We start from the raw sequence: 14,199 nt of genomic DNA on the forward strand, positions 1-14,199 counted from the left end.
TCAACATTTGATTTTATATCCTGTGGATTTATCTACACTTAAAACACAATAGATTTAAAAGTTACATATTTTCAAACAATTACGGTTTGGCATAGATTTTGTTCTTATCCCAAGTATCTTTTAAGAATAATTGGGATGAGAAATTTTTATGTCTAAACGTCAAATAAAGCTTGGGGCTTTTATTCCAACTACCTCACAGCATGTCGCAGGTTGGCGTCATCCTGAATCTCGCCCACAAGATCATCTCAATATTGATTATGCAATTGAACTGGCAAAAACCGCAGAACGTGGTCTATTCGATGCCTACTTTCTTGCCGATGGTCTGTCTGTCCGTTGGAGTTCTGCTATCGAAGGTGAGAAGGGTTTGGGCGATAAAGGTGTTGGCTTTGAACCCGTCACATTATTTGCAGCCCTTTCGGCTGTGACGCAAAATATAGGCTTTATTGCCACAGCATCTACGACTTATGAAGACCCTTATATTTTGGCGCGTAAATTTGCTTCTTTAGATCATATTTCTAAAGGTCGTGCTGCATGGAATGTGGTAACGACAGCTTCTGCCGATGCCGCAAAAAACTTTAACATTCAGCAGCACCCTGAACCCAAAGAGCGTTACGAACGTGCCGATGAATTTATTGAGGTGACTCAAAAACTTTGGGACTCATGGGAGGATGATACCTTCCATTACAACAAAGAAACCGGACAATTTTTTGATGCCCGCAAACAACATCAGCCCAATCATCAGGGCCAATACTATCAGGTACTGGGTGCACTCAACGTCTCTCGCCCACCGCAAGGCTATCCGGTGATTGTTCAAGCAGGGCAATCTGAAGATGGTCGTGAACTAGCCGGTAAATATGCCGAAGTGATCTTTACAGCACAGCAGAATTTAGCAGATGCCCAAGCCTTTTATCGTGATGTCAAAAACCGCTTAGTGAAATATGGCCGCCATGCAGATGACCTGAAAATTATGCCGGGCGTTTCGATTTTTGTTGCCAAGACAACTCAAGAAGCCCAAGAAAAATATGACTTTTTAAATAGTTTAATTCACCCAGAAGTGGGTTTAAGTTTATTGTCTGCTTTGGCAGGTGGCATTAATCTGGCCAAATTTGATCTAGATGCCCCTTTCCCAAAAATAGAAGATGCAGACATTAATTTCTCCAGTCGTCAGCAGATGATGATTGATATTGCCCGGAAGCACAATTTTAGTATTCGTCAGCTCTATCAATATATCGCTTCAGCCCGTGGACATTGGACCTTGATCGGCACGCCGGAACAAGTCGTAGACCAACTGCAGGAATGGTTTGAGAATGACGCTGCCGATGGTTTTAATGTCCTACCGCCAACAACACCTGCGGGGTTAAATGACTTTGTCGATCTCATCGTTCCTGAACTGCAACGTCGCGGTCTATTCCGAACAGCCTACGAAGGCACGACTTTACGTGAAAACCTCGGTCTAAAACGCCCTGAGAATCAATATGTGCTGAAGAATCAACAGGTGCAGGCCTCTTAGTTATTTTTCAATGAGTGATTTTATTAACCCATCTCTAAAATGCCTCATCCGAGGCATTTTTTCTATCTGAGTTAGGCCATCTGCATAAAATCCCTTAATTTTATTATGTGTTTATATATAAACAGATAAGTTCTGCAAGATTTTGGATGATGCATCCACAACAAGCGATTGATTTCTCTGTTGATTTTTAGACATTTAAAATTCAACAATACAATAAATGCATGTTTTATAATAATATTTTAATTGGCATAAACATTGTAATACTCCTAGTGAACAATAACATTTACAGAGTTCATTTATGTCAAAACGTCAAATTCGCTTAGGGGCTTTCGTACCAGGGACTTCACAACATGTGGCAGGCTGGCGCCATCCGCAAGCTCGCCCACAGGATAGTCACAATTTAAAATACTTTATTGAACTGGCAAAGACCGCTGAGCGTGGTTTATTCGACGCCTATTTCCTTGCGGATGTTCCCGTTACCGTCGATCCTGATACAACACCTGATTTGGGGCTGAATGGCACCTTCTCTGCCGGACTCGAACCGGTATCCCTATTTTCTGCACTTGCAGCGGTAACCGAACATATAGGCTTTATTGCCACAGCGTCGACCACCTATGAGGCACCTTATAATTTAGCACGTAAATTTGCCTCTTTAGATCATCTGTCTGAAGGTCGGGCGGCATGGAATGTGGTGACCACTTCTGGCAGTGTGGTTTCAAAAAACTATGGCATCAATGATGCACTGCTCCCCAAAGAACGCTATGAACGTGCAGATGAGTTTATTGAAGTGGCACAAAAGCTTTGGGACTCTTGGGAAGATGATGCCTTTGAATACAATAAACAGACTGGGCAATTTTTTACGGGCGATAAACTGCATCCACCTCGCTTTAAGGGTAAACATCTTGCGGTACATGGTGCATTAAATATTGCTCGTCCACCACAGGGCTATCCCGTGATTGTACAAGCGGGACAGTCTGAAGATGGTCGTGAACTGGCAGCCAAATATGCCGAAGTTATTTTCACCGCACAGCAAAAATTAGAAGATGCTCAAGCCTTTTATCGTGATGTAAAGTCGCGTCTTATCAAATACGGTCGCCATGCCGATGACTTAAAAATCATGCCGGGTGTCTCGATCTTTGTTGCACAAACTGAAGCCAAAGCTCGGGCAAAATACGATGAATTAAATGCTTATATTCATCCGACTTTGGGACTGAACTTACTCAAACAATTGGGTGGTTTTACTGAAGACCTGTCGCAATTTGACCTCGACCAAGCGCTACCAGAACATTTAACACAGGCGCAAAATGGCGCAAGCCGTCAACAACTGATTTTAGAGATTGCGCGTAAAAATAATTTTACCATTCGACAACTTTACCAATGGTTTGCGAGCGCACGTGGACATTGGACCTTGATTGGCACGCCTGAACAAGTCGTAGATCAACTGCAAGAATGGTTTGAGAATGACGCTGCCGATGGTTTTAATGTCCTACCGCCAACAACACCTGCGGGGTTAAATGATTTTGTCGATCTCATCGTTCCTGAACTGCAACGTCGCGGTCTATTCCGAACGGCTTATGAAGGCAAGACCTTACGAGAAAACTTAGGTTTAAAACGACCTGAAAACCAATATGTTTTAGAAAAAAGACATACCTCCCAAGCCTCATAAACCAACGTTTAATAAAACTGAAAAATAAATGCCCCAACTGGGGCATTTTTATGGACTGATATTAATCCAACTTAAGCGATGATCATACTGACCTATATTTGATAAGCCTAAAAAAAGCCCTGAATTCAGGGCTTTTACATTGTCTAGGTGATGGTCAATTCAGACTTACCATGCAAATTTATAATCGGCAAATCGGTGAGATAAAGGTTCAAGCAACTGATCTTTTACTGGATCACTAAAGTCAGTCAAAATGTCATTTTTAATATTGGTCAGACGGACATCTTCGCGTTTACGCGGATGGGCTAAATGAATATCTACAATACGTTTAATTCGTCCCGGATGTGGCTGCATGACCACTACCCGATCACCCAAAAATACCGCTTCTTCGACATCATGGGTGACAATAATCATGGTGATTTTTTCACTTTGCCAGATTCGCTGTAATTCATCCTGTAAATTTTGCCGCGTCAATGCATCAAGTGCGCCAAAGGGTTCATCGAGCAGTAAAATCTGTGGTCGATTCACCAAACTACGGGCAATCGCCACACGTTGATTCATCCCACCAGACAACTGCGAAGGATAAGCATCTTTAAATTGGGTTAATTTGACCAACTCTAAATGTTCATCAATCAATACATCTTCTTCTGCACGGCTAAACTGGCTTTTATGCAATGCAATCCGTACATTTTCCCGTACCGTCAACCATGGAAACAGGCGATGATCTTGAAACACGATACCACGTTCCAAACTCGTGCCCTGTATAGGCTGACCATCAACCAAAATCTGGCCCTGAAACTGACGCTCTAGACCAACCAACAACCGTAATAATGTGGATTTTCCGCAGCCACTACTTCCCACAATACTAATGAACTCACCCGGCTGAATATTCAGGTTAATGTCCTTAAGTACAGTTAAGTCTTCTTGCTTTTGTGTGGGATAATGTTTCGTTAGCTGCTGAATAGAAACCGAACCAGCTTGTTCTACGCTCATATCATTATTCTCTATTTGTGCTGACAAACTTTGCTGGACTAAACCTTAGAGTTTAGCCAGCGACACTTCCGTCGATTTAATTAACACCACCACCTCTGAACCTACTTTTAAATCTAAATCCTTCACCGAACGCGTCGTGATCACGGACGTAAAAAAGCCTGCTTTGGTTTCCACATCAATTTCTGAAACCACAGGACCCTCTACGATTTCATTAATCACGCCTTTGAATTGGTTTCGCACATTTACTGAAGTAATCGCCATTTTAATTATGCCTTTTGTTATTAAGAGAGCTTTACTATAAAACAGTTCAATCACTTGCTATATCTTGATTTATCCTTTAGTTATCCCGATTTTATTTATCTTAAAATCAGATAAATAATCCACGCATGAGTTTATCGGTGAAACTGATATTTAAATATCGAATTATTATTTATCTTTTATTTTTAAATCTTTCATCATGATCTGCATTTTCAACAACTATAAGAAACGATATGTCTATTTTGACCCACCCTGCAGTGCCCTCTGCACTGAAACATAAACGGGCAACAGCGACGGTCTTTGCAGACCCGTTATCGCAAGCGTTGTTGTCTCGAATTGAACAAATTGCACCAAGTGAGGCCAATGCACTCATCATTGGTGATACAGGCACAGGTAAAGAATTGGTTGCACGCCAAATCCACCAATTGAGCCATCGTGCCAAAGGTCCTTTTATCGCGGTGAACTGTGGTGCCTTTACCGAATCATTAGTCGAAAGCGAATTATTTGGACATGAAAAAGGAGCCTTTACAGGGGCAATTAATAGCCGTATCGGTTGGTTTGAAGCAGCCCATAATGGCACCTTATTTTTAGATGAAATTGGTGATCTGTCCTTGCCTATGCAAGTCAAATTACTCCGTGTTTTACAAGAAAGAGAGATCGTTCGAGTCGGCTCACTCAAATCCATTCCAATTAATGTCCGAATCATAGCCGCAACCAATGTCGATTTAGAGCATGCCGTACAGGATGGGCGTTTCAGGGAAGATTTATTCTACCGCTTACATGTGGCGTTGCTACGCATTCCACGTCTCTCAGAACGTCGTGGTGACATTTTGCCTTTGGTTAAACACTTCATTCAGGTCTATCAAACCAACCCACATGACACACCATTACGCCTCAGCCCATTGGCGCTCAAGAAACTCCATTTACATAGCTGGCCGGGAAATATTCGCGAATTAGAAAATACCATTCAACATGCGATTTTAGTCAGTGAAAAAGGTGTGATTGAACCAGAAGATATTAGTTTTTCGAGTATTCAAAGTGCATCGTCGTTTTCGCGTGCAGAACCTTTTAACTTACAAAATGCCACCTCTGCTGTAGCCAACATCAAAGATATTCAAGATGCTGGACAGTTACTTGAGCAGACCTTTTTACAAATTTTTCAAGCCGCAAATCAACTTAAGCATGACAATATTAATGAGCTGATTGAAGAAAAATTTATCCGAAGTGCGTATCAGCACTGTCAATACAATCAAGTGCATACGGCTCGTTTGCTTGGAGTGACAAGGAACGTGATTCGCACTCGCCTAATTAAATATGGCTTATTATAAATAAGTCATATTTTTATTTACTCCACATTAAAATAATAATCCCAAAAACTGATACATAAATATTCATCTACATTATTCTTTATTCATTGCATTATTTTAAATATAAAAAATCAGTAATAAAAAACCTCAGTATATCCCGAGGTTTTTATTTATTTTTCCATTTTGTCTAGATTATTCCACGGGGTTTCGTTTCCACGCTGTAAAGTATTTTTCTAGTCCAATCAAGAAATAGTTAAAGGATAAGCCTACAAGGGTAATGACTAATATGCCTACAAACATTTGTGGAATTTCAAAGCTAAATTGCGAATAAATAATCAGATATCCCAGACCTGCTTTGGCACCAAACATTTCTACTGCCACTAAGGCCAAAATAGAAATCGCCCCTGCCAGACGGATACCGACAAAAATCGTGGGTACGGATGCAGGTAGAATCACTTTTCGGAACAATTGATAGGGTTTTAGGCCCATGGTTCGTGCCGATTTAATCAGTAAAGGATCGACCGTTTGTACGCCTGTAATGGTATTCAATAAAATCGGCCATGTGCATGCATACACCAACAGACTGATTTTTGAGGTTTCACCAATGCCTAAAAATAAGATAAACAGCGGCATCAACGCCAATGCTGTGGTATTTCGAAACAATTCTAACAAGGGATTTAAGGTTTCAGCCACGAGCTTGTACCAACCAATGATGAGACCTAAAGGAATTGCGATCGCTAGGGCCAAAATGAAACCAATAATGGAACGCTTTATACTGGCCAAGAAATGGATGCCTAATTGACCGCTTTGATATAGCTGCCATGTAGTTTCCAATACCACAGATAACGGCGGTAAAAAAGCCGGATTGACCACACCACTCCGCGGCAGAATCTCCCACAGCAAGAAAAAAGCCACAATGGCAATGGTGCGTTTAAAGACCGTGTTTAACCAAGTGAATTGTAGTCTGGGTTTAATGTCGTTATACGATTGCGTATAACTGATGGCTTGTTTAGTCGATGACATAAATAAATCCTCTGAATATTTTAGTTATGTGCAAGCTGTTTATGTTTTTCAAGGGCTTGCGCTTTAATCACTTCTTCACTGAGCAATGACCAAATTTTATGGCGAATTCGGCCATATTCAGGCAATGAACGGACATCTTCACTGGAGCTGCGCAAGCTTTGAGGAATTTCAATCACTTCCTTAATTCGCCCCGGTCTTGAGGTCATAATCGCCACTCGCTGACTCAGATAAATTGCTTCATCAATACTGTGAGTAATAAAAACAATGGTTTTTTTCGAGCTTTTCCAGATATTGATCAGCTCGGCTTGTAAGGTTTCTCGGGTTTGCGCATCTAGGGCAGCAAAGGGCTCATCCATTAATAAAATTTCTGGTTCATAAGCCAAACTTCGGGCAATCGCAACCCGCTGTTTCATCCCGCCGGAAAGCTCATTCGGATAATGCTTTTCAAAGCCACTGAGACCCACAAGCTGTAAATAGTATTCGGCTTTTTCACGGCGTTCTTTTTTTGCTACGCCTTTGGCTTCTAGACCAAATTCGATATTTTCCAGTGCGGTTAACCATGGATAGAGCGCATATTGCTGAAACACAATGCCACGGTCTAAACCCGGTTGAGTAATCTGCTTGCCACTCAGTAAAATCTGCCCTGCCGACGGTTTGGTTAAACCCGCAATTAAGTCTAATAATGTAGATTTTCCGCAGCCACTTGGCCCCACGATTGAAACAAATTCACCCGGCTGAATATCCAAAGTGACATTTTCTACGGCAACAAATTCAGGCTTATAATTTTTACTGCCGACATGGTTTTGTGCAGGAAATACCTTACGCACGTGATCTAAATGTAATGCACTGGTCATTGTTATATTCCTTTTGATTTTTGGTCTTGCGCATAGGGATTAAATTCATTGCTATAGATGCGACTGACCTCAATTTGATTTGGTTTTAATTTGTGTTCTTTTTCTAAGGCACTCACCCATGGGGCAAAATCCTGATCTTTTTGCACACCACCCACTTCGTGGACACCTGTGCCTGTGTAATATGGAATCAGTGCTGTATTTTCATTGCGTTGACGTTTTTCGATAATACTTTCCATACGGGCAATGATTTGCTCTTTCGGCGTGTGGTGTAGCCATTCTTGAGCTTTGGCCACGCCACTGACAAAAGTGCGAGCCAACTCGGGATGTTCTTGAATAAACTCTCCTCGCATCGAAAAACTCCCTGCGGTAAAGGGGCCGTATAAATCAATATCTTTAAAGATGCTGCGTACACCACCATTTTTTAAGGCACGTTTTTCCAAAATGCCAGAGAACACTGCAATATCAATTTGCCCATTCCTTAAGGCTTGTTCTGAGCTCACCGGTGGCAACATAATCAGCTCAACTTGACGGATTTCATCATCGGTTAATCCATGGCGAGCCAAATAATCTTTCACCACAAAGTCATAATGCGCCCCGTAGGCATTCACTGCGACTTTCTTGCCAATAAAGTCTCGTGGGCTACGAATAGGACTATTTTCTAGCACATAAAAACCCACGTTTTGTTCAGCATCACTGCCATAAGAAGCCACTACGGGGACAACATCTAGACCCGCGGCAATAACTTTCACCACAGCACCATTAAAGGCGCCAGCAAAATCAACATCACCGGCCACCAAAGTGAGTAAATCTTGTGGCCCACCTTGTACCGTGCCGACATAACTGAGTTTAACGTCGCCTAAATAGCCCAAGTCTTGTGCCAATTCAGGTAAGGACACCAGTCCCGGATAGCTTTGATAGCGTAGTTCTTTTAAAGCCACTTGCTGAGGTCCATCCACTCGCTGCGTGCTGCAACCAACCAAGGCTGTGCCACCGATCAAGGCAGCTAAAAATAGGCTACGCCAGAGTTGGGGAATTTTATGGATTGTCTTTTTTTTCATTGTTATGTTCTCCTATCCAACCTGCTGCCAAGCTAAAACTTTACGTTCAACCCAAGTCAGTACCGTATTGAGCAACACGCCTACAGCACCAATCAGCAACATGCCAAAAATAATCAATTCGACATCAAAAGCCTGACGCCCTTGAATCACGATATTGCCCAGACCATTGCCATAGTTCGCCAATAAAAATTCAGAGCCAATGGTGGCAAGCCATGCGAAAATCAGCCCAAGTTGTAAACCGACAAAAATCTGTGCCGACGCGCCAGGCAAAATCAATTTACGAAACGTATAAGCCTTGGAAAATTGATAGACTTCGGCCACTTCACGATATTTATGTGAAATACTGCTCACGCCTTCAAAGGTGTGTAACGCCACGGGATAAAAAACCGACAAGGTAATAAACAGCACTTTGGCGCCATGCCCCTCACCTAAAAAAGTCGAAATTAGTGGCAACCATGCGAACAGCGAAATTTGACGCAATACATGAAAGCTCGGTGCAAATAACCAATTCGAAAGGCGTGAACTCGCGATTAAGATGCCAAATAACACGCCCGCTATCGCACCTATGCCATAGCCGATAAAATTTCGCGCCAAACTTTCGCCAAAGCCTGTCAAAAAGCTCGGTTGTTGGAGCACGGTTACTGTTTTTTGCAGCACGAGCCATGGACTAGGAATCAACTTTGGATCAACCCAATTTTGCTGTGAGGCCACTGCCCACAGTGCGATAAATGCCACAGGTAGAACAAGTGCTTTTGCTGCTTTAACTAAGACTTGGCGCGCTGCCCCGTGTAATGAAAGAATGCTCATGAGTTCCCTCCTACTCGGGTTGCGTGAAAGCGCGCAGTTTTTTCTAACCAAGCCAGCAAGGTATCTAAGACATAGCCCGTAATACCAATCAGAATGATCGCCATGAAGATCAAGTCCATCTGCATTAGCTGACGTCCCCACACCATGAGATAACCAATTCCTTCACTACTTGCTAATAACTCGACAAAAACCAATGCCAACCACGCCTGCATAATGCCTTGACGTAAACCACTGATCACACTGGGTAGTGCAGCTGGGAAAATCACTTCTTTGAGTTTCTGCCAATTGCTGTATTGGTAAACCTCTGCCACTTCCATCAAACTATTCGGCACATGAGTAATGCCCTTATAGGTTGCAATCAACAGCGGTGGTAACACAGCCAATGAAATAGCGGCAATCTTCAAAGCCTCATCGATGCCTAAGAAAATCATCAATAATGGAATCCAGCCAACTATGGGAAATTGCGCAACAAGATTCACCGTCGGAAAAATAAAGTCCCGACTACGCTTTGCTAATCCCAACACAGTACCAAGCAAAATCCCGACACTGGCACCAAGCAAGACACTCCATAAAATACGTTTGGCACTGATGGCAAAATGAAAACTCAATTCTCCGCTTTGCCATAATTCGACTGTGCTTTGCCACACCAGACTCGGTGCAGGTAAAATCTGCTCAGGCAACCACTGTTTAAGTGTTGCCACATACCATAGACCGAACAACAAAACTGGCATCAGGAGTCCACACGCCACTTGCAAAGTTAGTTTTAAATAGGTCTTAAAAAAATCCAACGCACTTCGGTCACTTTGCAAGGGAACCGAATGTGCAGATACATCCGTAAGGCTCATAATTCTTGTCCTTTTACGCTCTGTTCTGAGACATCAGGTTTTAAAAATTGAATAAATTCCTGATCTTTGCTGATCAAAATAATCAGACCAATAAACACCAGCCCGATCGGTAAAAATAAATTTTGTAGTCCAACCTGTGCGCCAAATACGGCGCCTATCAAGCCACCCAACAGTCCACCCGAAGGTCCGACGAGGGCTAAAATTGGAGAAATCTTTGCCATCGCGGTTTGCTCACCCACTCGGGCGAAAGACATAAAATTGGCGATATGCAACATACCGAGCCCTAGTCCAAACATGACCGAAGCAGGCCACATCAACAGCGTGATCTTGGTTAGGGCTAAAATCAGTAATGCCGTTGCCATCAGGCTTAGGCCAATTAAATAAAACTTTTGATAACCCATCAGCTCAGCCAAACCACCCATACTGAATAGAGACCCCACAAAGACGATGCCTTGTACGGTCAGCAGCATCACCGCCATTGGCTCTGAAAGTGCAAAACTTTGGATAGCAATCACCACAATGAAAAAGCCAAAGTAGTTATTTGCCACGCTGCTCAAAAATTCCAATATGCAGACAATCCGCAGTGAGGCATGGGTTTTGATGAGTGCCAAAGGCGCCACAATATCCCGCCATTGAAAATGCGGGCGATTCGTCGCTTGCGAAGTACTTCGTTGAAAACACCACGGAGCCAACAGCAAGGTGCCTAAAAAAAGCAAAGACACCACATAAAAACTTCCGCCATAGCCGAAATGCTCGATCAACAACACGCTCAATGCAGGCGCAATCAGGAAATAGCCCATCATGTGCGAACCGCGAAACCAACCCGCACGGGCTGGACCTAAACGTTTTAAGTTGCTCAAAAAAACGGTATTGATCGAAACAAAGCGCATGGGTAAGACAAAACTTACTAAGGCTGTGACTGCAAAGAGATACCATGCACCAGCTTTGAGTGGCGTTAAGCTATACACCACAGCGCCCAACACACTACCGATGCAGAATATTTTCAAAGACCCAAAGCGCTGTACCAACACGCCAATCGGCAATGCCATGATCAAAATGCCAAAATTTTGCGCTGCAGAAATTAGCCCCAATTGCAATTCGGTGGCTTCTAAATGCACGGCATACAAGGAAATTAATACCCGTGCTACACCCACACCCAGTCCAGCCAAAATCGTAAGCAGCACAAAACTGCTCATAAATTTGGTGGTTAATGGACTGGCAATCACATTGCTTTCAATCGGACGACTCATGGCTGCGACTTACTTCGGTTGACCTTGAGCATTAAATTGGCGCCAGTAACCCTCTAACTTCAGCTCTTTCAAGGCATTATTCAGATACTTCGGCTCATACCATGTTTTGGTATCCACATCACGACGGATTAAACGAGCGTCTTTGGCAATTTTTAAAGCACTGTCAATTTGTGAACGGTGGAACTCGTCTAATAGCGGTGTAGTACGGTCTTTTAAATTCCAGCCATCCCACGTTTTTTGATAATCCACCAACGGAATGCCACTTTGTGCCCAAAGTTTATATTGCGCACTACGATTAGCTTCTTGAGAACTCCACTGCGCTTGTTTAATCAGTGTCGTCACGACACGTTGCACCACCTCTGGATATTGTTTTTCAAAACTTTCTGTCACCCAAAAGTGCGCAATCGGTGCAACTTTGGGATCTTTAATTTCTAGTAATGTTTTCGCCACACCACGCGCTTGCAAACTAAACGGTGAAGTAATCGTGGCATCAATATCACCTGTCGCTAACGCAGTACGCGCCGAATAGGCATCTTGCGAAATCACTCGTAAATCGCGCTCAGTTAAATTGTATTTTGCTAATACACGGTTAAAGACGATCTGACCATTGGTGCCTTTAAAGACGGAGAATTTTTTGCCTTTTAGATCTGCAAAGGATTTGGCATTAGAGCCGGCAGGCACCACCACATAGGTAGGACCAAAACGCCCTGTTGAAAACAACACTTTGGTTTTTAATCCCGTCGAACGTCCAACCAATGAGGGCAAATCGCCATGCAATGCAAAGTCAACTTTGCCATTGGCTAAAGCTTCATTGGTTGCAGGGCCTGCTCCTGGGAAGAACAGCCAATTCACCTTAATGCCATCTTTTTTAAATTCTTGTTCGAGCACACCTCGTAAATGTGCTGTAGCTACAAAACTACCGCCCACTTTGGGTTTACCCCCCTCACCCGCGCCTGATACAGAAATACGAATTTCTTTGGGATTGGTAGCATGCAATTGAACGCTTAAACCAAGTGCTGAAAGTGCCAAGAATGTGGCTGCGATTTTTTTAGAAAAGTTATTCATATCGAATGTCCTTAATGATTTAAATTTTTGAATTAAAAGGTGTACTGAACTTGAGCTTGCAGCTCATTGGTGTCTTTTTGATTTGCCGTTTCGACATCGAACAGGTAGTGATTCAGCTGTAATTGGAATTTTGTGGTTTGCGCAAAAAATAGGTTTAAGCCCAAAGAATGAATGTCATATTCACCAATACGACCGCTCGCGGTGTCGAGATAGCTTGCGTTGTTTTTATTTGGGTTATAGCGGTCAAAACGGTAATAACCTTGGACTGACTTCGGCCAGAAATCATCAAATTTGGCATTGGATTTAATACTGTTGTAGAACTGATCGCCCAAGGTGTAGAAAGCGGTAAAAGTATGCCCTTCCGCTTTGGCTTCTTTGATGTCTTGGGCTATGGTGTCGACATAATCGGTCTTGCCTTGCAGATATTCATAGGTCACACCAAATGGGGCATGGTTATAATAAATATCGAAACCCAAACGATCGCGTTTTGCAGCATTATCAGTGATTCCGCCGGCTGAAATTTTCGATTCGCCTTTGATATAAGAGGCCCCAAACTTCAACTCACGAAAAATGCTGGCGTAGTCCACTGGCAAGGTAAAAGCCACACGACCGATATAATCTTTGCCGTTGTTGTCATCTGCCTTATTGCTGGCGTTCCCATTGGTCACCCCTAAAGCATACTCAAATAGCGGCGCACGGTAGTTCGAAGCAAAGTCGACAAAAGGTTGGGCATCACCACGGACAATGAATCCATTTTGACGATTAAACAGTCCTAAAAAGGTCGAAGCTGCAGCGGTACTAATGGTTGGACGCAAATCTTCAGGAGACTGCACATCTAGACCAAAGGGCAATAACTGCTGACCGAGCGTAAAGTTCAGTTTGGCAGTTTCAGGGCCAGCATTGGTGGCAAAAGCGTTATAGCGAACAAAGGCATCTAGTAAGTTAAAGTTACTGTTATTGGTGCCATCATTGCGTTTGCCATAACCAAAGGACAATTGATAATCGAGGTTTTTGCCTTCGTTATAATCACGGAATAAATTCCCGCGCACACCAATCAGCGCAGTCCCAATATCAAATGTCGATTTGGTTGAACCCAACGGACCCGTTTCATCGAGCGCACTGGCACGTAGTTGAACTGTGCCATACAGGGTTGTATCACGAGTCGATTTTGTAGTTTGACGTTCATATTGACGTGACTGATCGTACTTATAGTTTTCAATATCTGCACGTAAGCCGTCGATATCTTCGGATGTTGCTGTGGTCACTTCTGCAACCTGCGTTTCACCTTCAACATCAGCGGCGTTGCTCGTATCGTCTGTCGTCACCGCGGCCGTTTCTACGACTTTACTTTTCGTCGTCCCAGATTCCACTGCATTTAAGCGTTTTTGCAAACTCTCAATTTGTTGTTTTAAGCTGCTCAGTTCTTGCTGAAGTGCTTCATCCGATGCAAAACTCAGCGGACTGGTTGCGGATAAAATCAGTCCGACCGCAACGGTTAATGTGGTTTTTTTCATGATTTGGTTTCACTAACATTTTTCCCAAAGCGCAAAATCCCCCAACCCCATG

The 14,199-nt window shown here is 43.1% G+C and carries 13 protein-coding genes; 3 read left to right on the forward strand and 10 right to left on the reverse strand.

Features of this window, described 5'->3' with window-relative positions:
* The first annotated feature begins 148 nt into the window (after window positions 1-148).
* Together FTU06_RS09640 and FTU06_RS09645 are read left to right on the forward strand one after the other, a co-directional pair.
* Window positions 149-1,510 carry an LLM class flavin-dependent oxidoreductase gene (locus tag FTU06_RS09640; RefSeq protein WP_180146275.1) on the forward strand — a complete coding sequence of 454 codons (1,362 nt, stop codon included), beginning with the start codon at window positions 149-151 and terminating at the stop codon, window positions 1,508-1,510.
* A gap of 298 nt (window positions 1,511-1,808) precedes the next feature.
* Window positions 1,809-3,176, forward strand: coding sequence for an LLM class flavin-dependent oxidoreductase (locus FTU06_RS09645; protein ID WP_180146278.1), 1,368 nt, complete (start codon window positions 1,809-1,811; stop codon window positions 3,174-3,176).
* 165 nt (window positions 3,177-3,341) lie between these two features.
* Here the strand turns inward: FTU06_RS09645 and FTU06_RS09650 are convergent, their stop codons facing one another.
* Both FTU06_RS09650 and FTU06_RS09655 read right to left on the reverse strand, forming a co-directional pair.
* Window positions 3,342-4,166: an ABC transporter ATP-binding protein gene (locus FTU06_RS09650; RefSeq protein ID WP_078194037.1), complete on the reverse strand. Its 825-nt coding sequence runs from the start codon at window positions 4,164-4,166 to the stop codon at window positions 3,342-3,344.
* A gap of 45 nt (window positions 4,167-4,211) precedes the next feature.
* On the reverse strand, window positions 4,212-4,427 hold the full coding sequence (locus FTU06_RS09655; protein WP_067765474.1) for a molybdopterin-binding protein: 216 nt from the start codon (window positions 4,425-4,427) through the stop codon (window positions 4,212-4,214).
* Window positions 4,428-4,657: 230 nt separating this feature from the next.
* Here FTU06_RS09655 and FTU06_RS09660 point away from each other — a divergent pair, with 230 nt between their 5' ends.
* The gene (locus FTU06_RS09660; protein WP_180024713.1) at window positions 4,658-5,752 is read left to right on the forward strand and encodes a sigma-54-dependent Fis family transcriptional regulator; all 1,095 of its coding nucleotides are present in this window, start codon (window positions 4,658-4,660) and stop codon (window positions 5,750-5,752) included.
* A gap of 171 nt (window positions 5,753-5,923) precedes the next feature.
* Here FTU06_RS09660 and FTU06_RS09665 read toward each other — a convergent pair whose 3' ends face one another.
* From FTU06_RS09665 to FTU06_RS09700, 8 genes are read right to left on the reverse strand one after another with little or no spacing between them, the layout of a single operon-like run.
* Window positions 5,924-6,754 carry an ABC transporter permease gene (locus tag FTU06_RS09665; RefSeq protein WP_078194039.1) on the reverse strand — a complete coding sequence of 277 codons (831 nt, stop codon included), beginning with the start codon at window positions 6,752-6,754 and terminating at the stop codon, window positions 5,924-5,926.
* A gap of 20 nt (window positions 6,755-6,774) precedes the next feature.
* Entirely contained in the window at window positions 6,775-7,608 is an 834-nt protein-coding gene (locus FTU06_RS09670; RefSeq protein ID WP_078191496.1) for an ABC transporter ATP-binding protein, read from the reverse strand.
* Between the two features lie 2 nt (window positions 7,609-7,610).
* On the reverse strand, window positions 7,611-8,666 hold the full coding sequence (locus FTU06_RS09675) for an ABC transporter substrate-binding protein (RefSeq protein ID WP_180146281.1): 1,056 nt from the start codon (window positions 8,664-8,666) through the stop codon (window positions 7,611-7,613).
* Between the two features lie 12 nt (window positions 8,667-8,678).
* Window positions 8,679-9,473: an ABC transporter permease gene (locus tag FTU06_RS09680; RefSeq protein ID WP_180146284.1), complete on the reverse strand. Its 795-nt coding sequence runs from the start codon at window positions 9,471-9,473 to the stop codon at window positions 8,679-8,681.
* Window positions 9,470-10,318, reverse strand: a complete 849-nt coding sequence (locus tag FTU06_RS09685) for an ABC transporter permease (RefSeq protein ID WP_180010791.1) — start codon at window positions 10,316-10,318, stop codon at window positions 9,470-9,472. Before FTU06_RS09685 ends, FTU06_RS09680 begins: the two co-directional genes overlap by 4 nt.
* Window positions 10,315-11,568, reverse strand: a complete 1,254-nt coding sequence (locus FTU06_RS09690) for an MFS transporter (protein ID WP_180146287.1) — start codon at window positions 11,566-11,568, stop codon at window positions 10,315-10,317. The genes FTU06_RS09685 and FTU06_RS09690 overlap by 4 nt, the downstream gene beginning before the upstream one ends.
* Window positions 11,569-11,577: 9 nt before the next feature.
* The gene (locus FTU06_RS09695) at window positions 11,578-12,633 is read right to left on the reverse strand and encodes an ABC transporter substrate-binding protein (RefSeq protein WP_180124156.1); all 1,056 of its coding nucleotides are present in this window, start codon (window positions 12,631-12,633) and stop codon (window positions 11,578-11,580) included.
* 32 nt (window positions 12,634-12,665) lie between these two features.
* On the reverse strand, window positions 12,666-14,147 hold the full coding sequence (locus tag FTU06_RS09700) for a carbohydrate porin (RefSeq protein WP_180146290.1): 1,482 nt from the start codon (window positions 14,145-14,147) through the stop codon (window positions 12,666-12,668).
* Between the last annotated feature and the right edge of the window lie 52 nt (window positions 14,148-14,199).

The sequence above is a fragment of the Acinetobacter sp. YH12052 genome, from assembly GCF_013419835.1.
Classification (GTDB): Bacteria; Pseudomonadota; Gammaproteobacteria; order Pseudomonadales; family Moraxellaceae; genus Acinetobacter; species Acinetobacter amyesii.